The sequence below is a fragment of the Streptomyces acidiscabies genome (assembly GCF_020010905.1).
GTDB classification, from domain to species: Bacteria; Actinomycetota; Actinomycetes; order Streptomycetales; family Streptomycetaceae; genus Streptomyces; species Streptomyces acidiscabies.
On record NZ_JAGJBY010000002.1, the window covers coordinates 2,171,936 to 2,195,785 of the forward strand.

20 protein-coding genes are annotated in these 23,850 nt (G+C 70.3%); 8 read left to right on the forward strand and 12 right to left on the reverse strand.

All coding sequences use genetic code 11. The annotated features are described in order from the left end of the window. Positions 1–90: 90 nt before the first annotated feature. The 5 genes from J8M50_RS36545 to zapE form a co-directional block, all read right to left on the reverse strand. The gene (locus J8M50_RS36545) at positions 91–1,446 is read right to left on the reverse strand and encodes an alkaline phosphatase PhoX (RefSeq protein WP_010353187.1); all 1,356 of its coding nucleotides are present in this window, start codon (positions 1,444–1,446) and stop codon (positions 91–93) included. Between the two features lie 544 nt (positions 1,447–1,990). Further along, complete coding sequence (locus tag J8M50_RS36550; RefSeq protein ID WP_010353188.1) at positions 1,991–3,472, reverse strand: SulP family inorganic anion transporter; 1,482 nt, start codon at positions 3,470–3,472, stop codon at positions 1,991–1,993. An 8-nt stretch (positions 3,473–3,480) separates the two neighbouring features. Continuing rightward, a complete protein-coding gene (locus J8M50_RS36555; protein ID WP_010353189.1) occupies positions 3,481–4,062 on the reverse strand; it encodes a carbonic anhydrase in 582 nt (193 codons plus the stop codon). 84 nt (positions 4,063–4,146) lie between these two features. Beyond that, entirely contained in the window at positions 4,147–4,554 is a 408-nt protein-coding gene (locus tag J8M50_RS36560; RefSeq protein ID WP_029183784.1) for a hypothetical protein, read from the reverse strand. Positions 4,555–4,739: 185 nt separating this feature from the next. Next, on the reverse strand, positions 4,740–5,804 hold the full coding sequence (gene zapE, locus J8M50_RS36565; RefSeq protein ID WP_370516620.1) for a cell division protein ZapE: 1,065 nt from the start codon (positions 5,802–5,804) through the stop codon (positions 4,740–4,742). A gap of 67 nt (positions 5,805–5,871) precedes the next feature. Between zapE and J8M50_RS36570 the strand changes: the two genes are divergently transcribed. From J8M50_RS36570 to msrB, 4 genes are all read left to right on the forward strand, one after another. Further along, the gene (locus tag J8M50_RS36570; protein WP_029183785.1) at positions 5,872–6,666 is read left to right on the forward strand and encodes a pyrimidine reductase family protein; all 795 of its coding nucleotides are present in this window, start codon (positions 5,872–5,874) and stop codon (positions 6,664–6,666) included. Between the two features lie 179 nt (positions 6,667–6,845). Continuing rightward, the gene (locus J8M50_RS36575) at positions 6,846–7,319 is read left to right on the forward strand and encodes a hypothetical protein (RefSeq protein ID WP_010353193.1); all 474 of its coding nucleotides are present in this window, start codon (positions 6,846–6,848) and stop codon (positions 7,317–7,319) included. 68 nt (positions 7,320–7,387) lie between these two features. Then, positions 7,388–8,824 carry a UDP-N-acetylmuramate--L-alanine ligase gene (gene murC, locus J8M50_RS36580; RefSeq protein ID WP_010353194.1) on the forward strand — a complete coding sequence of 479 codons (1,437 nt, stop codon included), beginning with the start codon at positions 7,388–7,390 and terminating at the stop codon, positions 8,822–8,824. Between the two features lies 1 nt (position 8,825). Then, on the forward strand, positions 8,826–9,233 hold the full coding sequence (gene msrB, locus J8M50_RS36585; protein WP_010353195.1) for a peptide-methionine (R)-S-oxide reductase MsrB: 408 nt from the start codon (positions 8,826–8,828) through the stop codon (positions 9,231–9,233). Between the two features lie 244 nt (positions 9,234–9,477). On the opposite strand, the gene J8M50_RS36590 is transcribed toward msrB, so the two are convergent. After that, complete coding sequence (locus tag J8M50_RS36590; protein ID WP_029183786.1) at positions 9,478–12,525, reverse strand: AfsR/SARP family transcriptional regulator; 3,048 nt, start codon at positions 12,523–12,525, stop codon at positions 9,478–9,480. A 145-nt stretch (positions 12,526–12,670) separates the two neighbouring features. On the opposite strand from J8M50_RS36590, the gene J8M50_RS36595 reads away from it, so the two are divergent. Beyond that, a complete protein-coding gene (locus tag J8M50_RS36595) occupies positions 12,671–14,998 on the forward strand; it encodes a tetratricopeptide repeat protein (protein ID WP_010353197.1) in 2,328 nt (775 codons plus the stop codon). Here the strand turns inward: J8M50_RS36595 and J8M50_RS36600 are convergent. The 4 genes from J8M50_RS36600 to J8M50_RS36615 all read right to left on the reverse strand — a co-directional run bounded on the left by J8M50_RS36600 (position 14,943) and on the right by J8M50_RS36615 (position 18,805). Further along, positions 14,943–15,203 carry a hypothetical protein gene (locus J8M50_RS36600; RefSeq protein ID WP_010353198.1) on the reverse strand — a complete coding sequence of 87 codons (261 nt, stop codon included), beginning with the start codon at positions 15,201–15,203 and terminating at the stop codon, positions 14,943–14,945. The genes J8M50_RS36595 and J8M50_RS36600 overlap by 56 nt on opposite strands. Beyond that, positions 15,200–16,435, reverse strand: a complete 1,236-nt coding sequence (locus J8M50_RS36605; RefSeq protein ID WP_010353199.1) for a hypothetical protein — start codon at positions 16,433–16,435, stop codon at positions 15,200–15,202. The genes J8M50_RS36600 and J8M50_RS36605 overlap by 4 nt, the downstream gene beginning before the upstream one ends. A 118-nt stretch (positions 16,436–16,553) precedes the next feature. After that, the gene (locus J8M50_RS36610; protein WP_010353200.1) at positions 16,554–17,570 is read right to left on the reverse strand and encodes a lysylphosphatidylglycerol synthase transmembrane domain-containing protein; all 1,017 of its coding nucleotides are present in this window, start codon (positions 17,568–17,570) and stop codon (positions 16,554–16,556) included. Between the two features lie 440 nt (positions 17,571–18,010). Beyond that, entirely contained in the window at positions 18,011–18,805 is a 795-nt protein-coding gene (locus J8M50_RS36615; protein WP_010353201.1) for a DeoR/GlpR family DNA-binding transcription regulator, read from the reverse strand. A gap of 108 nt (positions 18,806–18,913) precedes the next feature. On the opposite strand from J8M50_RS36615, the gene J8M50_RS36620 reads away from it, so the two are divergent. From J8M50_RS36620 to J8M50_RS36630, 3 genes are all read left to right on the forward strand, one after another. Beyond that, positions 18,914–19,561, forward strand: coding sequence for a bifunctional 4-hydroxy-2-oxoglutarate aldolase/2-dehydro-3-deoxy-phosphogluconate aldolase (locus J8M50_RS36620; protein WP_010353202.1), 648 nt, complete (start codon positions 18,914–18,916; stop codon positions 19,559–19,561). A gap of 108 nt (positions 19,562–19,669) precedes the next feature. Beyond that, the gene (locus tag J8M50_RS36625) at positions 19,670–20,962 is read left to right on the forward strand and encodes an MFS transporter (protein WP_010353203.1); all 1,293 of its coding nucleotides are present in this window, start codon (positions 19,670–19,672) and stop codon (positions 20,960–20,962) included. Further along, positions 20,959–21,531, forward strand: coding sequence for a P-loop nucleotide/nucleoside kinase family protein (locus tag J8M50_RS36630; RefSeq protein ID WP_010353204.1), 573 nt, complete (start codon positions 20,959–20,961; stop codon positions 21,529–21,531). Before J8M50_RS36625 ends, J8M50_RS36630 begins: the two co-directional genes overlap by 4 nt. 132 nt (positions 21,532–21,663) lie before the next feature. Here J8M50_RS36630 and J8M50_RS36635 read toward each other — a convergent pair whose 3' ends face one another. Together J8M50_RS36635 and J8M50_RS36640 are read right to left on the reverse strand one after the other, a co-directional pair. Next, on the reverse strand, positions 21,664–23,100 hold the full coding sequence (locus J8M50_RS36635) for a sensor histidine kinase (protein ID WP_010353205.1): 1,437 nt from the start codon (positions 23,098–23,100) through the stop codon (positions 21,664–21,666). Beyond that, on the reverse strand, positions 23,097–23,789 hold the full coding sequence (locus tag J8M50_RS36640; protein WP_010353206.1) for a response regulator transcription factor: 693 nt from the start codon (positions 23,787–23,789) through the stop codon (positions 23,097–23,099). Before J8M50_RS36640 ends, J8M50_RS36635 begins: the two co-directional genes overlap by 4 nt. Positions 23,790–23,850: the final 61 nt, after the last annotated feature.

Sequence of the window (23,850 nt, forward strand, 5' to 3'; positions counted from 1 at the left end):
CGTCGGGGGTGCCGCTCCGAGGGGGTCACTCAGGTGGGCCGGGCCCGTCGCGAAAAAGGGGGGCCGAGGATTCCCCGGCCCCCGTCGCACCTACCGCCAGGGGCCCGTCACGGCGAACGTCGTCCCGGGCGTGTAGCAGTTGACGTACATCGTCCGCCGGTCCGGCGAGAACGTGACCCCCGCGAATTCGCCCCACTCGGGCTTGTCCGGCGTACCGATGTTCTGTCGGCCGCGTGCCATCGCGTACACCTCGCCCTTCCGCGTCACCCCGTACACGTGCTGCGCCCCGTCGCCGTCCTCGCACACCATCAGGCCGCCGCTCGGTGCGAGGCAGATGTTGTCGGGGGACTCGCCGGGGAGCTGGATGTCCGTGTCCGGGCCGAAGACGAGTACGAGGGTGAGGCGGCGGTCGGCCGGGTCGTACCGCCAGATCTGGCCGAAGTGGTCGGCGGCGGAGCCCTGTGCGGAGTGGGCGAACGAGGAGACGAAGTAGACGCTTCGGCCTCCCCAGTAGCAGCCCTCCAGCTTCTGGGCGTGGGTGATGCCCTTGCGGCCGTAGTCCTGGAGGCGGGTCGGCGTCGAGACCGCTTGGGGGTCGGGGACGTCCACCCACTCGATGCGGTCGAAGGTCGTGCCGGGGGTCTGGATCGAGGAGAGGTCCGGTACGTCGGGGACGCGCATCGCCTGGAGGCGGCCTCCTGCGTGCAGTGAGCCCCGGCCGGACAGGGGTTTTGCCGGGAGGAAGCGGTAGAAGAGGCCGAAGGGGTGGTCGAACGCGTCCTCTGTTTCGTACACGGCTCCTGTGTACGGGTCGATCGCCACGGCCTCGTGCTGGAAGCGGCCCATTGCTGTGAGGGGGGTTGCGCCGGTGCGGTGGGGGTCCGCCGGGTCCACCTCGAAGATGTAGCCGTGGTCCTTCGTGTAGCCGTTCGTGCCTGCCCTGTCCTCCGTTTCCTCGCAGGTCAGCCATGTGTTCCACGGGGTGGGGCCGCCTGCGCAGTTCACTGCCGTGCCAGCGATCGCCACGCGTTCCGTGAGGACGTCTCCGTGCGGGGAGAGGGTCAGAGCTGTGCAGCCTCCCTTGCCCTCGGGGTCGTACGTCAGGCCGTCCACCGTCGGGACCGGGTGTTTTGCCGTGACCCTGTTCTCGTGGTTGCGGACCAGGTGTACGCGGCCTGCTCTGCCCTGGAGGGCTGTCATGCCGTCGTGGTTCGAGGGGACGATGCCTTCGCCCGAGCGGAGTTGGTCGCCCTCCCTGGAGAGGACGCGGTAACGGAAGCCTCGGGGGAGGTCTAGGAGGCCGTTCGGGTCGGGGATCAGAGGGCCGTAGCCGTGGTGGCCGATGGGGTCCGCTGCGGCTGTGCCGGCGAACAGATCGGTGAGGGTGCCGGTGAAGAGGACGCCTGCGGCGCTGGTGCGCAGCAGTTGGCGGCGGGTTGTGGACATGCGGGGGCCTTCCTGTTGGCGGACAGGGGCGGTACGACGCATGTGTCTATCAGGATGATCGCCGCGCGGGAATAAGGCGTGTCCGGCCCGGGGGGTGTGCTGTGGTCCCGGGCCGGACGGTTGGGGGCTCCCAAGGGGGTGCGGGGAGTTCGCCGTGGGAGGGTGCGGGTGGGTGTGTGGCTGGTCGCGCAGTTCCCCGCGCCCCTGAGGGCGTTGAGGTGAGCCGTGTCTTCAAGTGCTCGGTGTCTCCCGTGCCCTAAAGATTGCGCAGTTCCCCGCGCCCCTGAAGGGCATGGAGTACCCGCGTTCCCCAGTGCGCGGCGTTCCCCGCGCCCTAAAGACTGCGCAGTTCCCCGCGCCCCTAAAAGACACGGCCCCCGTGCTCGGCCTGGAACCCCGCGCCCCTAAAAGACACGGGGTTCCCTGCGTTCTCAAGTGCGCTGTGTCTTCCGTGTCCTGCGAAGACACCCCCGCACCCGCGCCGCCACGTTCACCGCGCTTCCCTCAGCCCGGCAAGGTGCCCCCCCCGCACCCCTTGAATGCTCTAACTCACCGTCGACATCTTCACCGGCTCCGTCCCAACCGCGCTGTGCCTCTCCGCCCAACTCTCCAGAGCTGTGCGGCACGCGTGGTCCAAGTGGTGCAACCCCGAAAGGTCCAGCTCCACCGGACGGTCCTGCGGCAACGACTCCAAGCTGTCCAGGATCTTCGGCAGGCGGAGGAATGTTGCGTTGCCCGACAGATACGCCTGCACCGGCCCCGCCCCCTTGTCCACCACCTCCAGCTTGATGTGCGACGCCTCCCAGGCGGTCTTCGCGACCGCCAGGGCCAGGCCGATGAGGACGCCCTCGAACATGCTCACCGCGACGATGGAGACGGCGGTGACGACGAGGATCAGGGCCTCGCCCCGGTGCTCGCGCCAGAGGGACACGATCGCCCGGACCGGGACCAGCTTCGCGCCCGCGTGGACGAGGATGCCGGCCAGGGCGGGGATGGGGATGTACGCGAGGAGGTCGGGGAACAGGGCGGCGAACAGCAGGAGCCAGACCCCGTGCAGGACGCGGGACGCCTTCGTGCGGGCGCCCGCTTGGACGTTCGCCGCGCTGCGGACGATGACCGCGGTCATGGGAAGAGCCCCGAGGGCGCCGCAGATCGTGTTGCCGACCCCCTGCGCCATGAGCTCCTTGTCGTACTCGGTACGCGGACCGTCATGGAGCCGGTCCACGGCGGCGGCGCTGAACAACGACTCCGCGGACGCGATCAACGTGAACGCGACGACCGTACCGAGGAGCCCGATGCCGGCGAGTTCGCCGAACGCGCTGAGCGAGGGCGGCTGGATGGAGTCCAGCAGACCCTTGACCTCGACGGTGGCGACCGGCAGATCGAGGACGAGCGCGGCGGCCGTCGCGAGCCCGACGGCGGCCAGCGGACCGGGCACCGTACGGACCTTGGCCGGCATCCGCTTCCACAGGACGAGGACGGCGATGGTTCCCGCGCCGAGCGCCAGTGAGGACAGCGCGGTGGTGGAGCCCGCCGCGTCCACGAACGCCTCGGGCAGCCCGGCGATCTTGCCGAGCCCCGACTCGGGAGCCTTCGTACCGATGAGCGAGTACAGCTGGCCGGCGATCAGGACGAGACCGATTCCGGCCAGCATCCCCTCGACGACGGAGACGGAGATGGCCCGGAAGTACCGGCCCAGCTTGAGCGCGCCCATGGTGATCTGGAGCGCGCCCGAGGCGAGGACGATGACGCCGAGCGCCGGGAGGCCGAACTCCTGGACCGCCTCGAAGACGAGGACGGTGAGCCCGGCGGCGGGACCGGAGACCTGGAGGCTTGAGCCCCGCATGAGTCCGGTGACGATCCCGCCGACGATGCCGGTGATCAGGCCGAGTTCGGCCGGCACCCCGGAGGCCACGGCCACGCCCACGCAGAGCGGGAGCGCGACCAGGAAGACCACCAGGGAGGCCGCGAAGTCCTCCTTGAGGTGCGGGAAACGGGATATGCGGGTGTTCTGAGGAGTGGTCATCGGGCCGCTCACAGAGCCTGGAAGCGGTCGGCGGCGACGTCGTGCTCCTGCACGGCGCCGGTGTGGACCTCGTAGTACCAGCCGCGCACGGTCAGCCGTCCGTCGGCCACCCGCTTCTCGACGCAGGGGTAGGACCGCAGCCGCAGGAGCTGCGCGAGGACGTGGTTCTGGACCGCGCGGGCGACGGTCGGATCGGACGGTTCGGTCGCGTCCGGCTCGTCGGCGGCGTGCGCCAGCCAGTCGCGGACGGCCGGGACGCCGTTCAGGTCGTCACCCCGTACGAGCGCGCCGACCGCGCCGCAGTGCGAGTGACCGCAGACGACGATGTCGCGGACGCCGAGGACCTCCACGGCGTACTCGATGGTCGCGGCCTCGCCCGAGGGGGCGCCGGTGCCGTACGGGGGGACGATGTTGCCCGCGGTGCGCAGCTCGAAGAGCTCGCCGGGACGGGCGCCCGTGATCAGGGCGGGGACGACCCGCGAGTCGGAGCAGGTGATGAACAGGACCTGAGGGGACTGGCCTTCTGCGAGCTTGGCGAACTCCTCAGGGCGCTGTCCGAACGTACGGGCGTTGTCGATGAGGGGCTGCATGTTCTGGTGACTCCTCCTGGCGCGCGTGGGGGCGCGTCGGACGTGCAGGACAGGGTGGGGAACTGCTCTGTTCTGCCCGCTCTCTCAGCAGCGGAAGACCTGGAGGGCCGCTGGAGAGTGGCTCGCCGAGGATCTCGACGGGCGATGGCGGTCCGCACCGGGCAGACCTGCCGGGTGCGCGCCCGCGGGATCCTGCGCCTTCTGCACGCGCTCGGGCTCGGAGGGAGCCGAGTCGGCGGTCAGAGTGGCGCGGCTTCGGTCGCGGGTGTGCAGCGGGCTCGCAGGCCCCCCGGACCGGTCACAGTCGCGGGACGTGACTTTGATGTCGCGCAGCGCGAGGCCCAGGGGATGCATTCCGGGCTGAGCTTTGGCCTGTGCGTGACGGGCTGTGTGCGCGTGTGCGAAGGGGGAGGCGCCGGTGAGGAAAGGGATCGCGAGCAGGAACGCCGCGATGAGCGCCATGCCCGTCCAGGCCCTCCCACCTCGGAACATGCGCCCCCCTCGAAGTATCCGCACCTCTAGTCAGTGCCAACTGTTGGTCAATGACTGGTCAAGAAACACGGTAACCCTGCAAAGAGCTTTGCAGGGTTAACTCCGCGTTTCGAGCGGGAGACCGCCTCAAAAAAGCGGTGCGGATGACGGGAACTGGCCCTTGACAGGCCGAGGGTGACTGTGGATCAGAGCTCGGCGAGCCGCTTCGCGTCACGCGCGAGGGCGGTGAGGCGGGAGATGGCACGGAAGTACTTCTTGCGGTACCCGCCGTTCAGCATCTCCTCGCTGAACAGCTGGTCGAACGGCAGCCCCGAGGCCAGGACGGGCACCTCACGGTCGTACAGCCGGTCCGCGAGAACCACGAGACGCAGCGCCGTCGACTGGTCCGGGACCGGGCCGACGTCCGTCAGGCACACCGCCTTCAGGCCGTCCGTCAGCGCGCCGTAGCGGCTCGGGTGGACCTTCGCGAGGTGGTCCAGGAGAGCAGGGAACGCGTCGAGGGAGGCGCCCTCGGTGGCGTACGCGGCCTTCGTGACGACCTCGTCCCCGTACGGCGCCGGCGCGTCCGGCAGGCCGCGGTGGCGGTAGTCCTCGCCGTCGATGCGCAGCGCGCGGAAGTGCGCGGACAGGCCCTGGATCTCGCGCAGGAAGTCGGCCGACGCGAACCGGCCCTCGCCGAGCTTGCCGGGGAGCGTGTTGGAGGTGGCGGCGAGCGCGACGCCCGCCTCGACCAGCTTGCCGAGCAGGGTCGACACGAGAACGGTGTCGCCCGGGTCGTCCAGCTCGAACTCGTCTATGCACAGCAGGCGGTGGCCCGACAGGGTCTTCACGGTCTGCTGGAAGCCGAGCGCGCCGACCAGGTTCGTCAGCTCGACGAACGTCCCGAACGCCTTCAGGGACGGCTCGGCCGGGGTCGCGTGCCACAGGGAGGCGAGGAGGTGGGTCTTCCCGACGCCGTAGCCGCCGTCCAGGTAGACGCCCCGGGGACCGGCGGGCGCCTTGGGCCTGGCCTTCCCGAAGCCGAAGAACCCTCGTCTGGCGGTACCCGTCGCGTGCGCTCCGCCGAGGCCCTCCGCGAACGACTCCAGGACGGCGACGGCCTCCGGCTGGCTCGGCTGGTTCGGGTCCGGGAGGTACGTCCCGAAGCGCACCGAGTCGAACCGGGGTGGCGGGACCATCTCGGCGACCAGGCGGTCCGCGGGGACGTGCGGCTCGCGCGTGCACAGGGAGACGGGCGCGACGTGGGCCATCGGTTCGATGCCGGAGCTGGTGGAGGACACGGTTACCCATGCTAAAGGGCGTGTAAGACTGCCAGGCATGCGACGCCTGTTCCCTGTGACCGATCAGACAGCCACCGCTGAGGAGTGGAGCCTCGACGAACTGGCGGACGCGTACGCGTATCCGTCTTTTTCTGATCTTTCTGAAAAAAGCGGCGTGTGGCTGCGCGCCAACATGGTCTCCACCCTCGACGGCGCCGGCCAGCACGACGGCCGCTCCCGGCTCATCTCCGGACCCGCCGACATGCGGATCTTCGGTACGTTGCGGGGTCTCGCCGATGTCGTCGTGGTCGGCGCGCAGACCGTACGGCAGGAGGGGTACCGGCCCGCCGTCGCGCGGGAGGCGTTCGCCGCACGCCGGGCCGCCGCCGGGCAGGCGCCCGCGCCCGCCGTCGCCGTCGTCTCCGCCAGCCTCGATCTCGACTTCACGCTGCCGCTGTTCACCTCGCCGCTCGTGCCGACGCTGGTGCTGACCGGCGCCGGGGCGGATCCCGTGCGGGTCGCGGCGGCGCGCAAGGCGGGTGCCGAGGTGCTCGTCGCCGGGGACGGGGTGGGGGTGGACCCGGCGCGGGTGCCCGCGGTGCTCGGGGAGCAGGGCTTCGTACGGCTCCTCACCGAGGGCGGGCCCCGGCTGCTCGGGCAGTTCGTCGCCGCCGGGGTGCTTGACGAGCTGTGCCTCGCGCTCTCGCCGATGCTCGCCGCGGGGGGCGCCCAGCGCATCACCGACGGGCCCGCGGTCGAGGTTCCGCGCCGCTTCGCACTGACGTCCCTTTTGGAGGAGGACGGGTTCCTCTTCGGGCGGTATCAAAGGGGAGAGAGGGGTTCCGGAACGTGAGTCCGACACCCCGGAGCTGTCAAAAAGGCGGAATGTGTCGTTCCGTTTAGCTTCGGGTGGGCAGACTAGGACTCGGCAGAACCCGTGCGAGCACGGGGAAGGATGGTTTCCGCAGGGCCACGGACGGCCTTCGGAGGAGTGAGGGCCACGGGGGTCCTCGAAGGAGAAGCGGGGTACTGGTGTTCACAAGCGTTCTGATGATCGAGAAAGCTCTGACGTCCGCCGACGTGGAGTTCGTCACGACCCTGCACGGCGACGAGACGGTCACCTTCCACGTGCTGCTCCAGCCTCGCGGGGACCAGGCGGACCGGCTGCTGCGCGCCATCGACGACATCGCCCTCGGCGAGATCGAGGAGGCGGTGCGGGAACGGGAGACGCCCGAGGGGGAGGCCGCGCGCACGGTGGGGGAGCGGGCGCTGGAGGTGTCGCTCACCGCGCTGCGCTCCGCGGGGAGCACGGCGGTGGGAACCCTGGTCGAGGACCATCCGTTGGACGCGCTGAGGGGGGTGGTCGAGGAGGTGGGTGCCGACGAGGTGATCGTGCTGACGGATCCGCACTATGTGGAGGAGTTCTTCCACCGTGACTGGGCCTCGCGGGCGCGGCACAAAGTGGGGGTGCCGGTGCTGAAACTGTTCTCCCACAGCGACGCGTAGGGGCTGACGGGCTTCGCTAGGGTTGGGGTCGATTGACCTGTTCCGGTTCGACCTCTGGAGTACCCCTCATGGCACCCGGCCTCCCCGCCTCCCTCGAACGTCCGCACTTCATCGGGATCGGTGGGGCCGGGATGTCCGGGATCGCCAAGATCCTCGCCCAGCGCGGGGCGAAGGTCGCCGGGAGCGATGCCAGGGACTCCGAGACGGCGCAGGCGCTGCGGGCCCTCGGCGCGACCGTCCACATCGGGCACGCGGCGGCCCACCTCGCGGACGACGCGAGCAGCGTCGTCGTCTCCTCGGCGATCCGCGCGGACAACCCCGAACTGGTCCGCGCCGCCGAGCTGGGCATCCCGGTCGTCCACCGCTCCGACGCGCTGGCCTCCCTCATGGACGGCCTGCGCCCCATCGCCGTCGCCGGCACCCACGGCAAGACCACGACCACCTCCATGCTGGCCGTCTCCCTCTCCTCCCTCGGCCGCGAACCCTCCTACGCCATCGGCGGCGACCTCGACGCGCCCGGCTCCAACGCCCTCCACGGCACCGGCGAGATCTTCGTCGCCGAGGCCGACGAATCCGACCGCAGCTTCCACAAGTACGCGCCGGAGGTGGCGATCGTGCTGAACGTGGAGCTGGACCACCATGCCAACTACGTGTCCATGGAAGAGATCTACGACTCCTTCGTGACGTTCGCGGGGCGGATCGTGCCGGGCGGGACACTGGTGATCTCGGCGGACCAGGAGGGGGCGCGGGAGCTGGCGCGGCGGGTTTCGGGCGCGGGGGTTGAAGGGGCGCGGGTGTCGGGCGCCGGGGTCGACGGTCTGCGTGTCGTGACGTACGGCGAGGCCGAGGACGCCGACGTCCGGGTCCTGTCCGTCGTACCGCAGGGGCTGAAGAGCGAGGTCACCGTCGTGCTGGACGGGCAGGAGCTGACCTTCGCCGTGTCCGTGCCCGGCCGGCACTACGCGCTCAACGCGGTCGCCGCGCTCACGGCCGGTACGGCGCTGGGGGTGCCCGCCGCCGAGCTGGCGCCCGCGCTCGCCTCGTACACCGGGGTCAAGCGGCGGCTCCAGCTCAAGGGCGAGGTCGACGGGGTCCAGGTCATCGACTCGTACGCGCACCACCCGACCGAGATGACCGCGGATCTGGAGGCGATGCGGGCTGCCGCCGGGGACGCGCGGATCCTCGTCCTCTTCCAGCCGCACCTCTTCTCCCGTACGCAGGAGCTGGGCCGGGAGATGGGGGACGCGCTCGCCCTCGCCGACGCGTCCGTCGTCCTCGACATCTACCCTGCCCGTGAGGACCCGGTTCCCGGTGTCACCAGCGCGCTGATCATCGACGCGGGCCGGGCCGCCGGTGCCGATGTCACGGCCGTCCACGACAAGTCGGCCGCGCCTGCCGTCCTCGCGGGAATGGCCCGGCCCGGTGATCTCGTTCTCACCATGGGCGCGGGCGATGTCACCGACCTGGGCCCGCTGATCCTGGACCACCTGCGGACGAGGGGCTGACATGGCGTACGACGTCGAGAAGACCGACGAGGAATGGCGCGCTGAGCTGAACCCGGAGGAGTACGCGGTGCTGCGGCAGGCCGGTACGGAGCGGGCGTTCACCGGGGAGTACACGGACACGAAGACGGTGGGCGTGTATGCGTGCCGCGCGTGCGGCGCGGAACTGTTCACGTCGGGCGAGAAGTTCGAGTCCCACTGCGGCTGGCCGTCCTTCTTCGACCCGAAGGACACGGAGGCGGTGGAACTGATCCAGGACCGGTCCCTTGGGATGGTCCGCACGGAGGTGCGGTGTGCTCGGTGCGGGTCGCATTTGGGGCATGTGTTTGAAGGTGAGGGATATGCGACACCGACGGATCAGAGGTACTGCATCAATTCCATCTCGCTGCGGCTGACGGCTGCGGAGGACTGAGGCTTTTCCTGGGTGGGGAAGGGTGCGATGGTGGGGCACCGCACCCTTTCGCATCAGATTTGGAAGACCCGCTCGAAGCAGGGCATGCAAATCGTGATGAGGTAAAGCAGGGTGTTCAATTCCCCTCCTGCGTGGTTCTACTCTGGCCCTGCCGAACGGCAGTATGAAAGTAGTAGCAGGAGATGATCACGAACGGCAAACCGGAACCTCTGTCAGGTTTTTGATATTTCAGTTCCGGGTCGCCTCAGGTTCCGCCGGGACTGTCTGTCTTCTGTGCCCCGCGCAGCTTCGCCAGGCTTTCCCGTGCCTTCGCGGCTTCGCTTGCCGCTCCCGTCCGCTCGGTCAGGGTGATCGCCTCGACGAGGTGGGCCTCGGCCGCTTCCATCTGCCCCAACTGCTGTTCGGCCAGGGCGAGTCCGTGCAGGGCCTGGGCGGCTTCGCTGGTGGCCCCCACGCTGTGGGCCATCTCCAGAGCGTGGCGGTGCCGGTCGGCTGCCTCGGTGAAACGGCCTGCCGAATGCAAGGCTTCTCCCATTGCGCGCAGGGTGTCAGCGGCATTTCGGCGATCTCCGAGCCGGCGGAAGGTGCTGAATGAATCCTGGTACAGGTCGAGTATTTCGGTGAGGTCCTGCGGGGATTCCATGGTGGCGGCGAGATTCGCTTGGGTGGCGGCTTTTTCCCAAGGGATCTTCATGTCGCCGAAGATGCGGAGGGATTCCTGGAGAAGATCTCGGGCGACGCTTTTCTTTCCGATGTGAAGGTTCAAGTCTGAAAGATTGTTCAATGTGCGCGCGTATCGACGCATGTCCATCGACCTTCGGAACCCGGCCAGTGCAGCGTCGAAACTCTCCTTGGAGTCCTCGAAGTTCCCCATGTAGAGATGGGTGATGCCCAGATTGCTATGGCATCGGGCAATTTGCCACTCATCTCCCGTTGACTCGTGCAGTGTCAGTGTCCGGCACTGGTGGGAGAGGGCCTGCGGCAGTTCGCCCAGGTGCCAGTACAGGATGCCCAGCTGGTGGAGTGCCTCCGCGCTCGCCTCGGTGTCGGTGCGGGTGTCTGCGTTGTTCAGGGCGCGGGTGTAGGCGGTGCGTGCTTCCTGGTAGCGGTTGCAGGCCGTCAGGGCGTTGCCCAGGTCGATCAGGGCGTGTGTCTCTCTGTGCGCGTCCTGCGCCGCACCCCAGTGCTCGGCGGCAGCCGCGTGCATGCGCCATGCCTCGGTGGAGTGGCCCTCGTCGTCGAGGAAGGCGGCGAGGGCGCTCGCGAGGAGGGCCGCCTCGCGGGGGTGGCCGGTGGTGCGGCAGTGGCGTTCGGCGGCCATGAGGCCGATGCGTTCGGCGGCGAGCCAGTCGCGGGCGGCGGCGGAGTCGGCCCAGGACGGGAGCCGGCGGCCGGCGAGGCGGGCGCGGTCGGTGCGCAGACGGCGGGGGTAGGCGATGCGGTCGGCGGAGTCGGCGGCCTGGAGGCAGAAGTCGAGGAGTCGGGAGACCGCCTCCGCACGGTCGGTGTCCGACTCCTCGGACATGACCAACGCGCGCGCGTATTCACCGAGAAGATCATGAAGTGTGAAGCGTTCGGTGGCGGGTTCCTGAATGAGGTGAGAGTCGAGGAGTGATTCCAGAATGTCCTCGGCGTCGTCCAGCGGAAGATCGGCGAGGGCGGCCACCGCATATGCGTCGATCGTCGGCCCGAAACGGAGTCCGAGAAACCGGAACACTTTCTGATGCCCGGATTCGAGCGCACGGAACGAAATTTCGAACGCGGCGGCGATCTCTCCACCTGTTCCGTCCCGGATCTCCCGTAATCGGCCCGGGCTCTGGGTGAGCCTGCGCAGCAGGTGCGCGGTCGTCCAGGTGGGGCGGGAGGCGAGGCGTCCCGCGACGAGTTCGATGCCCAAGGGGAGATAGCCCGTGAGCCTGACGACATCGGCCACCTCGTTGGTCTGCCCGGTGCGTTCCCCGCCCGCCACCGAGCGGAAGAGGGCCACGGCGTCGCCCGCCGGGAGGACGTCCAGTTCTATGGAGTGCAGGCCCGGCAGGCCCGTGAGGCGTCTGCGGCTGGTGACGAGGACCAGGGAGGGGGAGGGGCCGGGGAGGAGGGAGCGGAGTTGGGCCGCGTCGCGGACGTCGTCGAGGATCACGATCGCGCGGCGGTCGCTGAGGAGGCCGCGCCACAGGGTCGCCAGGCCGTCGAGGTCGCCGGGGAGGGAGGAGGCGGGGACGCCGAAGGCGCGGATCAGGGTGGTCAGGGCCGAGGTCTCGGTCAGGGGGTGCTGGCCGGGGGCGTGGGTGCGCAGGTCGAGGTGGACGAGGCCGTCCGGGTAGCGCGGGGTGAGGTGTTCGGCGGCGTGCAGGGCGAGCGTCGTCTTGCCTACGCCCGCCATGCCGGACACCGTCTGGAGGGCGATGACATGCCGGGGCGCGGCCGTGGCGGCGTACCGGACGATGGCCGCCAACTCCCGCTCCCGGCCCACCAGTTCGGCGTGGCTCGGCAGGGTGTGGGGTGCGGAGACGGCCGGCTCGGGGCGGGCCGGCAGGCTCTCGACGGGGGCGCCGCCGAGGATCAGGCGGTGCAGGCGGGTGAGCGCCTCGCCCGGATCGGAGCCGAGATCCTCGGCGAGCCGGCGCCGTACGGAGTCGTACACGCGCAGCGCGTCGGCGAGGCGTCCGCAGCCGTAGGCCGCTGTCATCAGGCGGGCGGCGAGGGCCTCGTCGGTGGGGTGGTCGTCGGACAGGGCGGTCAGGTCGGGGACCAGGTCGGCGTAGTGGCCCGCCCGGAGTTCGACGTCGGCGCGGGTGAGGCGGGCGGCGAGGCGGCGCTCGGCGAGGATGCCGCGGACGTGTTCGGGCCACAGCCCCGGCAGCCCGGCGAGCGGCTCGCCGTGCCAGAGGGCGTCGGCCTCGTCCAGGAGGCGCAGGGCCTGCCGGTCGGCGCCCCGGTCGGCGAGCGCGCGGGCCTGCGCGGCGAGGTTCTGGAACCGGTGGCAGTCCACCCGCTCGGGGTCGAGGTCCAGGGTGTAGGAGTGGGTCCGCGGCACCAGGTACTCGTCGGAGCCCAGGTCACGGAGCCTGCGGCGGATCCGGGCGACGTAGGTGTGCAGGTTCGCGCGCGGCCGTGCGGGTGCGCTGCCGTCGCCCCACAGCCGGTCGACCAGGGTGTCGGCGGGGACGGGCCGTCCCGCGTCGAAGGCCAGCGCGGCCAGGAGGATGCGTTCTTTCGCGGAGCCGAGTGCGTCGATCTGTCGGTCTGCGTGCAGTTCCACCGGCCCCAGCACGCGAATCCGTAAGTCCACCAGCGTCCCCGTCCGACGGTCGGTCTGCGCTTCGGAGTGGACAAGAATCGCACGTGACAGATAAGTAGCGAAATATGAAAGATAGTTGATCTGAAAATGGCCAATTGTTGTGCGCTTTCTTTTGGAATCTGGGTAGCTTCGGCATATGCCGAACTGCGAGACCGTGCGAGAACTGCGGGCGGCCCTGGAGGCGGCGGCCGTACGACCCGGCGTGCTACGCGCGTTGCTGGCGGAGTTCGCCGGGGAGCTGCCCGACTCCGTGCTCGACGACCTCGGTCAGCTGGCCGAGACGCTCGCCCGCAGCACGGCCGGGTCACCGGAACGGGCCCGCGAACTGCGCGACCTGCTCGGCACCGTCCGCGCGCCCCAGGTCCAGAACACCATCGGCACCTCCGCCCGGCTCACCGGCCCCGTCGTCCAGGCTCGCGACGTCTCCGGCGGAATCCACTTCCACGCCCCGGCCGCCCTTGCCGTACCCCGCCAACTCCTCCCGGTCCCCGGGCACTTCGTCAACCGGGACGGTGAACTCGCCGAACTGGAGGGGCTGGTGGCGGACGGCGGACCCGTCACCGTCGTCGTGAGCGGCCCCGCCGGGATGGGGAAGACGACCCTCGCCCGGCGCTGGCTGCTCGGCCGGGCCGAGGAGTTCCCCGACGGGCAGGTGTACGCCGACCTGCGCGGCCACTCCCCGGAAGGCCCCGCGAGCCCCGGCGAGTTGCTCCTCGGACTGCTGCGCTCCTTCGGTCACGACCAGGTACCGGCCGACCTCAACGGCCGTATGACGCTGTGGCGTTCGGCGACGGCGGGGCGGCGGATGGCGCTGCTGCTCGACAGCGCGCTCAGTGCGGCGCAGGTACGGCCGCTGCTGCCGGGGTCGGCCGTCGCCGTCACCGTGGTGACGAGCCGCAACCGCCTGACCGGACTCGGCCCCGAGGGCGCCTCCTTCCTCGAACTGCCCGCGCTGGCCACCCGGGAGACGATGGAACTGCTCAGCCGCCGGGTCGGCGCCGACCGCGTCCGGCGGGAACCCGAGGCCGCGCTGACGATGGCGAAAGCCTGTGCCGGCCTCCCGCTGGCGGCCTGCGTCGCGGGCGCCCGGGTCGCCGCCCGGCCGCGCCAGCCGCTTGCCGTGATGGCGCGGGCGCTCGGCGGCGACGATGAGCGCGCGCTGGACGCGCTCAGCATCGAGGGCGAGAGCGCCGTACGGGCCGCGCTACAGGAGTCGTACCGGCTGCTCGCACCCGAACTCGCCGCCGGATACCGCAGGTTGGGGCTGCTGCCGGTGCCGTTCTTCTCCTCGGCCGTCGCCGCGGCCGTCCTCGGCGTCGGGATCGGCGACGCGGAGCGGATGCTCGACGCGCTGGTCGAGGCGAACCTGCTGGAGGACCTCGGACCCGACCGGCATCGCTTCCACGACCTGCTGCGGCTGCACGCCCGCGAGCGCGCGGCGGCCGAGGAGGGTGCCGAGGGCGTCGACCGCGCGCGGCGGCGGGCCGTCGACCACTATCTGTCCCTCGCCACGGCCGCGGAGGCGCTGCTCAGTCCCAGCCATCGCACGCTGCGCCGCGACTACGCCGGACCGCCCTCACCGGCTCCGTTCACCGATGCGGCCGGGGCGCTGCGGTGGCTCGGCGAGGAGAGCGCGCCGCTGATGGCCGTCCTGCGTGACTGCGCCCGGCGGGGGCAGGACGCGGCAGCTTGGCAGCTCACGGACGCGATGTGGCCGTATTTCTTACGGATCAGGCCCTATGACCTGTGGATCGAGGCGCATGAGATCGGGCTCGGGGCGGCTCGGCGGGTGGGGGACCGGGATGGGGTGGGGCGCATGCTGACCTCCGGAGGGATCGCCCTCAACAACGCCGGCCGGTACGACGACGCCATCGCCTGGGCCCAGGAAGCGCTCGACCTCGCGCGGGAGGAGACGGCGGCCGGCCGGGGCGCCGCCCGGCGGGCCGAGGCACAGGCGCTCTACGGGCTCGGCCAGACCCACCGGCTCGCCGGGCGCCTGACCGAGGCCCGCCGCCACTTTGCCGAGGCACTCGCCCTGCGGGAGGAGATCGGCTACCGGCGCGGTGCCGCCCTGACCCGTATCTGCCTCGGAGACATCGCCCTCGCCGACGACCGGCCGGACGAGGCACTGCCCCACCTGCGCGAGGCACGTGCCGAACTCCTCCAGGAGGACGACCTGTACGACGCGGCCAGAGCGCTGGCGTACCTGGGCCGGGCCCATGCCCTCGCCGGTCTGCACGACACGGCGGAGAGCCAACTCCTGCGAGCCCTCGCCGAGTTCGAGGAGACCGGCTCCGTCCACTGGCAGGCGCGGACCCTGGAGATGCTCGGGCAGGGCGCGCGGGAACGCGGCGACGTGGCACGGGCCAGGGACCTGTACACCGAGTCCCTGACCCGCTATCGACCGGTCAGCGCACCGGACGTACGACGCCTGACGGACCGGCTGGAGGAGTTACCACGGTGAGGCCGGAGCGGGTGCCGAGAATCCAGCCGCCGTCCTCGCCGGGCACGCAGACCAGTCCGCAGCCCGGATAGCGCTCCAGCGTCAAACCGGTCAGGAGCCGGGCCTCGGGGAGCGCCAGTGGGCGGGCCGCGTACAGCATGTCGGCGCACTCCCGCCAGTTCTCCCCGCCGGCCGTGTCCAGCCGGACGATCAGCAGACCGCTCATGCCGACACCTCGCCTTGTGCCGCCCGCCACAGCGGGGCGGGCAGGGGGAGGGGCGGCAGGGACGGTGGGTGTGCGGGTTCTCCCAGATCGAGCAGTCGGTACATCACCTTCCGCAGGTTGTGGCCGAACCGGCCCGGCTCGGAGGACAGTTGGCGGGCGATCCGCGCGTAGTCGTCCGCCGGGTAGGTGGAGCGCGCGTAGGCGAGTTGGTCGGGCAGCCGGTGGGCGGCCGACAACGCCGGTGCGACGCGGGCCAGTTCGGCGGAGGGCGAGTCGGGGTCGACGTCGGCGGAGGGGAAGCGGGTCAGCAGGATGGGGACGCGGGCGGCAGTGGCGTACAGAGTCACCGAACCGTGATCCCCGAGAAGCCAATCGGCGGCGATCACCGGCGCACGCCAGTCCGCCTGCGGCGCGACGACCGCGATGCCGTGGCGGCGGGCCGTCGAGAGCCACGACCGGATCTGCCAGTCGCCGTGCCCGGACCAGACGTTGGGATGGACCAGCACGGCGATCCGGAACAGCGCGGGGTCCAGTTCGGTCAGCAGCCGGGGCAGCAGGGCGTCCAGCCGGTTGAAGATGGAGCCCGAACCCCAGGTCGAGGAGACCACCACGAGCTTCTGGCCCCGGCGCAGCCCCAGCGCCGCCCGGATTTGGGGGCGTCTGCGCAGTCCGGCCTTCAGCAGGTCGTACGAGGAGTCCCCGACCACCTCGGCGACCGGCAGCGCCTCCGGGCAGTGCCGGCGCAGCGTCCCCAGGTCGTCGCGGTGGGCCAGCGCCAGCGCCGCCGGGACGACCCGCCCGTCGTGCATCAGGTACCGCCGGCCGAGCCCCTCCACGGTCCGTGGCGCGCCGGGGTGGCGGTCGTCGTCGGGCAGGGTGAGCTTGATGTGACCCGCTCCGTGCGGCAGCCGCAGCAGCGGTCCGTCCAGCAGGTGCAGCCCCTGCGAACCGGCGGCGATCACCAGGTCGTACCGGCCGCGTACCGCCGTCTCCCACGGGATCAGCCCCCCGTGCCGCGTCGGTACGGACCGTACCGCCCCCGGATTGAACGCGTGCGGCGCGATCGTGAACTCGACCTGGATCCGCAGATCGGACTCCAGCAGGGGCAGGATGTCGTGCAGTCTTTTGCCGTACACCTCCGTGTGGACGACGACCAGGACACGTTTGCAGTGCGGCAGGGTGAGCCACTGCGAAGTGCCGGTCGGGGAAACGGTTCTGGTGCTCTGGTTCATGTGGTACCCCCGTGTTCCGTACCCGTCATGAATGTGCTCCGTCAGGGGAGGTGCCCGGGCGGTACGACGGAAACCTTGCAGGGGGCTTGCGGAAACCTTGCAGCGGCCGTTCGGGGGGTTACAGCAGCTCGCGCTGGACCATTGCCGACATCACCAGCATTCCCGGCAGCAGGGGGACCCAGACCGTGAGGACGCGGTAGCCCAGGACCGTTGCTGTGGCCAGGGAGAGGGGGGTGCCGTAGCCGGCGAGGGTGAGGATCAGGGCTGCGTCCAGGGGGCCTATGCCGCCCGGGGCCGGGACCGCTCCTGCTGCTGTGCTGGCTGCCAAGTAGGCGAAGGCCAGTTGGAGCCAGGAGAGGGGGAGGTTCAGGGCTGTGCCCACCGAGGCGACTATTGCCGCCTGGATCAAGGGGGCCGCCATCGCGCCTCCCCAGAGGGCTGCGACGCGGGACGGGCGGGCGTGGATGCCCTTCACGCCCCTCAGGGCCGTGCGGACGAATTCGACCGTGGGGCGGCGCAGGGGGCGGAAGGCCGCCAGGAACAGGGCCGCCGCCGCGGGGACCAGGAGGATGCCCGTCACCGCGGCCATCAGGGCCTGGCCGTTGGGGAGCAGGGCCTCGGGGCGTACCGCGTTCGGGGCCAGTATCACGAAGGCCAGGACCACCGGGGTCTTGGCCACCGCCCTCGCCAGGGAGTAGAGGGCCAGGGACGCCGTGGCCCGGGGGAGCGGGACGCCCTGGCGCTGGAGGAAGCGGAGCGTCACCGCGTGGGCGCCCAGGCTCGCCGGGAGGACGTGGTTCGCCGCGCCCGCCGCGAACTGGGAGGCCAGGAGGGGGCCCGGGGGGAGGCGGTCCAGCAGGGCGCCCTGGCGGATGAACGACGCCGCCACGCAGCCCAGGAACGTGAAGCCCGCGCCGGCCAGCAGCCACCAGGGGTCCGCGTCCGTCAGCCGCGTCGCGCCGTCACTGACCGTGTGCCAGTCCAGCGCCGCCCAGATGGCCAGGAACAGCAGCGGCAGCAGGCTGATCGCCCGGCGGACATGGCGGCTCGCGACGGGGTTCTTTCCGGCCGTCGTGGTCGTCGGGGGCGCGGCTGTCTCGTCGTACAGCGTCTTCGTGGTCGGCAGCACGGTCACGGGGCGCTTCGTCCTTTCGCGTCGCCCCCTCCCGCGTGGGGCGTGCGGGAGGGGGCGAGGAGCGGCGGCGTCGGTCCGGGGTGAGCGGTGGGGCGTACGAGGGGGCTCGCGCGCCCCCTGGACCGTCGCCGGTGTGGGGAGGGGATGAGGGAAAGATTCCCCTCCGGTGTGACGGTGCGGTGTCCGGGAGCCTACGAGGTGCGGGCGGAGGGGCGACTCGGGGTGGGCCTCGGGGGTGCGTCGGGTCGGTTGGGTGAGTTCTGCCCAGGGGGACCGCCGCTCATCCCGGTACGACGGGCCTGGCGTACTCTCTTACGGTTTCTGGGGGCGGGGGGTTCAGCGGGGTGTGTGGCGCAACTCGCCTTGACTCGGGGGGAGTCGGGGGTTCAGCGCGTTTCGCAACGTTTCTTCGGGCCGCCCGCAGCGCCCTCGGGCCCGCTTCAGCCCGCCCGCAGCACCTCCGGGCCCTCCTCCTCGATCCTCGCCGTCACCTCGTCCGGGAGGTCCGTGTCGGTGACGACGGTGTCCAGCCGGTCCAGCGGCGTCACCGTGAAGCGTTCCGTGGAGCCCCACTTCGTGCTGTCCGCGAGCAGCGCCACCGCGCCGGACGCGCGCAGCACCGTCTGCTTCAGCAGGACCTTGTCCGTGGAGTGGCTGGTCACGCCGTGGGCCAGGTCCCAGGCGCCGGCGCTGAGGAGGCACAGGTCGATGTTGATGCCCTCGATCGCGCGGGCGGCGAGGGGGCCGCCGGCCGCCGCGCTCGCCGGGTCGATCTCGCCGCCGGTGTGCACGATGTGGACGGACGGCAGGGCGAAGAGGGCGAGCGCGGCGTGGAGGTCGTTGGTCACGATGGTGAGGCCGGTGCGGACGGCCAGGAACGGGACGACCGACTGGCACGTCGTCCCCGCGTCCAGGTACACGACCATGTCGTCCGCGATCAGTGACGCTGCGCGCTCGGCGATCGCCTGCTTGCGGGGGATCTCCAGGGCGGCGCGCGTCGTGCGTTCACGCGGGGGCGCGTGCCCGGCGCGTTCGGCCAGGCGTACGCCGCCCTGCACCGAGACGACCAGGCCCGTTCTCTCCAGCGCCGCGATGTCCCGGCGGACCGTCATGTGTGAGACGTCCAGCGCGGATGTCAGGTCGTGGATGCTCAGTACGCCGCTCGCTCGCAGCAGTCGCAGGAGTTCCTGGTGACGCTGCTCGGGGATCAAGGGGGCCTTGCCCGTTGGGGTCACTGGGTCTCCTCGGCTGTCTACGGCGCGCGCGTTCAGCAGCCTAGCCGTGAAATTTCCGGCGTCCTGACTCGTGACATCGTGTGAATCCGTGTTCTAGCGTGTTCTTCCATGGTAACTAAGTTTGCGGCTCTGGAGTCGATCACCCGTACGGGTGCGCTGTTGATCGTTCGGCTCGACAGTGCGGAAGAGGCGCTTGCCGTGTCCGAGGCCGCCATTGAGGGTGGGGTTCGGGCGGTGGAGATCACCTTGTCCGTGCCGGGGGCGTTGGGGGTGATTTCCACGCTGGCTTCTCGGTACGGGGATGAGGTGCTTGTGGGGGCCGGGACCGTGTTGGACGCGCAGTCCGCGTTCGCTTGTGTTCAGGCCGGGGCTCGGTTGTTGGTCAGTCCCAATCTGGAGCCCGAGATGATCGCTACGGCCAATCGGTATCAGGCGGTCACTGTCAGTGGGGCGTTCACGCCTACTGAGATCGTGCGGACGATGGAGGCCGGGGCGGACATTGTGAAACTGTTTCCGGCGGAGTTTTCTGGGGGGCCTGCGTATGTGCGGACCGTTCGGGCGCCGTTGCCGCAGGCGCCGATCATGCCTACGGGTGGGGTTACGCCGGAGAACGTCAAGGAGTGGTTCGACGCGGGGGTTGTTGCTGTGGGGGTTGGGAGCTTTGTTACGAAGGCGGCGCGGGTTGACGGTGATTATCGCCGGGTTACTGAAGCGGCTTCGGTGATGTTGCGAGCGATTGAGGGGGCTCGACGGTAGTGCTTCGTCTGCGGCGCCGTCGTGGCTGGTCGCGCAGTTCCCCGCGCCCCTAAAAAGCAAAAACCCTGCTGTCCCCCTCTTCTCCTTCGTCCCCGAGGAGTTGTCCCCGTGCTTCAGGAATCGCTCGTCCCTACTCCCGCCAAGACCTCCCCCTCCCTCCGCCTTCGCTGGGCCTTCGTTGGCCTTCTCGTTGTTGGGGGCGTTGTCAACTACCTTGATCGGGCTACCCTCAGCGTTGCCAATACCACCATCTCCGGTGAGTTCGGGTTGAGTTCGACCGAGATGGGGTTGTTGCTCGCCGCGTTCTCCTGGCCCTATGCCATCGCCAATCTGCCTGCCGGGTATCTGGTCGACAAGTTCGGGCCCAAGAAGATGTACGCCTGGGCCGCCGGGCTCTGGTCGTTGATGACCATGGTGACCGCCGCTGCCAGCAGCTTCGGGCTTCTGTACGCCGCTCGTGTTGCGCTCGGTGTTGCTGAATCGCCGTTCTTCACCGCCAGTTTGAAGGTCAACGAGCGGTGGTTCGGTAAAGAAGAGCGGGCGTTGCCCATCTCTGTCGTCAACACCGGGTCCCAGATAGCCAACGCGATCGCGCCGCCGCTGCTCACCTCGCTGTTGATCGCCTTCGGCTGGCGGGGGATGTTTCTCGTGGTCGGGGCGCTCGGGATCTTCGTGATGCTGGTGTGGCTGCGGGTCTACCGGGATCCGTCGTTGAGGGAACAGGCCCTGATCCGGGGGGAGGAGCTCGCCGAAGAAGTCAAGGGCGGGGAGGAGAAGGCCAGCTGGGGTGCGCTGTTCGGGCAGCGGAACACGTGGTTCATGATCCTGGGGGCGTTCGGGATCTTCTACACGGTGTGGGTGTATCTGACCTGGCTGCCCAGCTACTTGGAGACCTCGCGGGGGTTCAGCCTCGCGGAGACGGGGTGGCTGGCCTCGCTGCCGTACCTGTGCGGGATCGGCGGGGTGCTGTTCGGCGGCATCCTCTCCGGGCGGCTGGTGCGACGCGGGCTTCCGGCGGTCACGGCACGCAAGGTGCCCATCGTCGGCGGTGCCGTCCTCGCCGCGGCGGCCGTCCTGCCGGTCGCGTACGTCGACAGCACGCCCCTCGCCGTCGCGCTGCTGTCCCTCGGGTACTTCGCGGCGCAGGTGCCGATGGGGTGCCTGTGGACGCTCGCGTCCGACCTCGCGGCGCCGCACCAGGTCGCTTCGCTGGGGGCGATCCAGAACTTCGGCGGCTTTCTGGGGGCCGCGCTGGCGCCGATCGTCACGGGGGCGATTCTTGACGCGACCGGTAACAGTTACAGCCTGGTGTTTCTGGTGGGCGGGGTGTTGTTGCTGGTCGGGGGGATGTCGTACCTGTTCTTCGTGAAGGACACGCAGAGCGAGGGCGTGCGGGGATGAGGGCCTACTTCGTCATCGGCCCCGCCGGCTCCGGCAAGTCCAGCGTCGCCCGCCTCCTCGCGAAGCTGACCGGCGCGGCCCACCTCGACAAGGACACGGCGTGCACGAGGCTGACGGAAGCGCTGCTGAAGACGGCCGGCACGGACCCCGACGACCGGGACGGAAACGCGTACTACCTGTCCACGGTAAGGGAGTTGGAGTACCTGACACTCCTGGACCTGGCCCGCGACAACCTAGCGGTGGGTCGCCCGGTGGTCCTGGACGCCCCCTTCGGCAGCTACTTCGCGGACCCGGGTTTCCTGACGACCACAGCGAATCGCCACGGCTGGCCTGCCGACGTCGAACCGGTCGTGGTCCACGTACGAGTTGACTCGCCCACGGCCCAAGCGCGCATCAGGGCAAGGGGTTTGGCAAGGGACGCCTCGAAGTTGGCGGACTGGCCGAAGTTCTGGACCAAGTCGCAGGCGAACCAGTGCCGTTGGGAGGGGGCAAGGCGGGTGGAGTTCGACAACAGCGGGGAAGGACTGAGTGAGGAGAGCGTACGAAGGACGCTGGACGAGTTGGACTGACGAGGGGGGGCTGGCCGGAGCAGGCAGGGCGAAGCCCGCCGGCTTTAGGGGCGCGGGGCTGTATCGATGTGCGGCTACCGCCGCGTGGGCGCGACCAGCCACGACGCTGCCGCACCCGCCCCACAACCCCCTTCACCCCACCGGCAGTTCCACCACAAACACCGTCCTCCCCCCCTCCTCCGTCAACCTGATCGTCCCCCCATGCGCCCGCACCAACGACCGAGCCACCGACAACCCCAGCCCACTCCCGCCCCGATCCCGACTACGCGCCTTGTCGATCCGATAGAACCGGTCGAACACCCGCTCCCGATCCTCAGCCGGCACCCCGGGCCCCTCGTCGGCGACCCGCACACACGCCAACTCCCCTTCCACCCGCACCTCGACGGACACGGCCGTATCCACCGGCGTATGAACAGCCGCGTTGGTCAGCAAGTTGTCCAGCACCTGCCGAACCCGCTGAGGATCGAGCCGCAGAGTCAACGACGAGGGCCCCGGCAGAACCGTCAGCGGATGATCCTTGTGGCTGGCCCGGAACGCATCGGCGGCCTGCTCAACCAGCTCGACAAGATCCCCGTCCGCCATCCGCAACGGCGCCTCCACCTCGGCGGCGTCGAGACGGGCGAGCAGCAGCAGATCGTCCAGCAGGAACCCCATCCGCGCGGCCTCCGCACGCAGGCGGGCGAGATGGCGTTCCCGCTCCTCGGGCGCGTTGGCAGCGGCGTACTGGAAGAGGTCGGCGTACCCCCGTACGGACATGAGCGGCGTACGCAGCTCGTGCGACGCGTCCGCGACGAACCGCCGGAGCCGCTGCTCCGCCTCCGCCCGCACCGCGAGGGAGTCGTCGATGTGCTCCAGCATCGTGTTGAAGGCGGTCCGCAGCTCCTCCACCTCGGGCCCGCCGCCCCGCTTGTCGGCGCGCAGGGGCAGCCGGGACGCGGAGTCCGTGAGGTCGTGGGAGGCGATGTTGTGCGCCGTGTGGGCCATGTCGCTGAGCGGGGTGAGCCCGCGCCGCAGCAGACGGCGGCCTATGACGACGAGGACGAGCAGCGCGAACCCGAAGGCGACGACCTGGATCTTGACCAGGCGCTGGACGGTGTCGTCGATGTCGTCCAGCGGCGCGGCGCTGATCAGGACGACGCCGGGCGCGACCTCGCAGGCGCGCAGCCGGTAGTCCCCGGCGTCCTCGATGTGCTCGGTGCGCAGCAGCTCCTCGGCGGAACCGCCCTGTGCCTTGGCGAGGGCGGTGAAACCGGAGATGTCGTGCGGGAGGTCGGTCGGGTCCTCGGGCTTGCGCAGCTTCGGTTCGCCGTCCTTGATGTCGTAGACGGCGTAGAACCAGCTCCAGTACTTCTTGCCCAGCAGCGTGCCGGTGTCCGCGACGTTCTTGGACTGGGCGATCTGCGCCTGCGCGATCTGGGTGTCGAGCTGGCCGGAGAGGTACTCGCGCATGTACGTGGTCAGCGCCGTGCCGACGACCGCGAAGACGATCAGCGCGAGCGCGCCGAGGCCGAGCGCCAGGCGCGTACCGAGCCGCATGCGCCGGTACGAGCGCCGCAGCCGCGCGATCATTCGGCGGCCTGGCGGCGCACGACGTACCCGAATCCGCGCACGGTGTGGATCAGCGGGTCGCCGGTCGCGTCCAGCTTGCGGCGCAGGCGGCTGACGACCAGCTCGACGACGTTGGACCGGCCGCCGAAGCCGTACTCCCAGACGTGGTCGAGGATCTGCGCCTTGGTGAGGACGGTGGGGGAGCGGCGCATCAGGTAGCGCAGCACCTCGTACTCGGTCGGGGTGAGGGTGAGGAGCTTGCCCGCGCGGCGGACCTCGCGGGTGTCCTCGTCCATGGTCAGGTCGGCGACCTGGAGGACCGAGCGGGTGAAGCTCGGGCCCGCCGAGCGGCGTAGGACCGTCCGGAGGCGGGCCATCAGCTCTTCGACAGCAAACGGTTTCACCAAGTAGTCATCGCCACCCCGGGTGAGCCCGGCGACACGGTCCGCGACGCCGTCGCGCGCCGTGAGGAACACCACAGGCACCATCGTCCCGGACCGGCGCAGGCGGTCGAGCACCCCGAAGCCGTCGAGGTCGGGCAGCATCAGGTCGAGCACCACGATGTCCGGCTGGAACTCGGCGGCCAGGCGCAGCGCTTCCTCGCCCGAGTTCGCCGTCACCGCCTCCCAGCCTTCGTAGCGGGCGACCGTCGCCACGAGATCGGCGATCGGCGGGTCGTCGTCCACGACGAGCAGGCGTACTTTCTCCACCCGTTCATAGTGCGGTACGCCACTGACAGGGCGAGACGTACGGATGACACTCTCCTGAGAT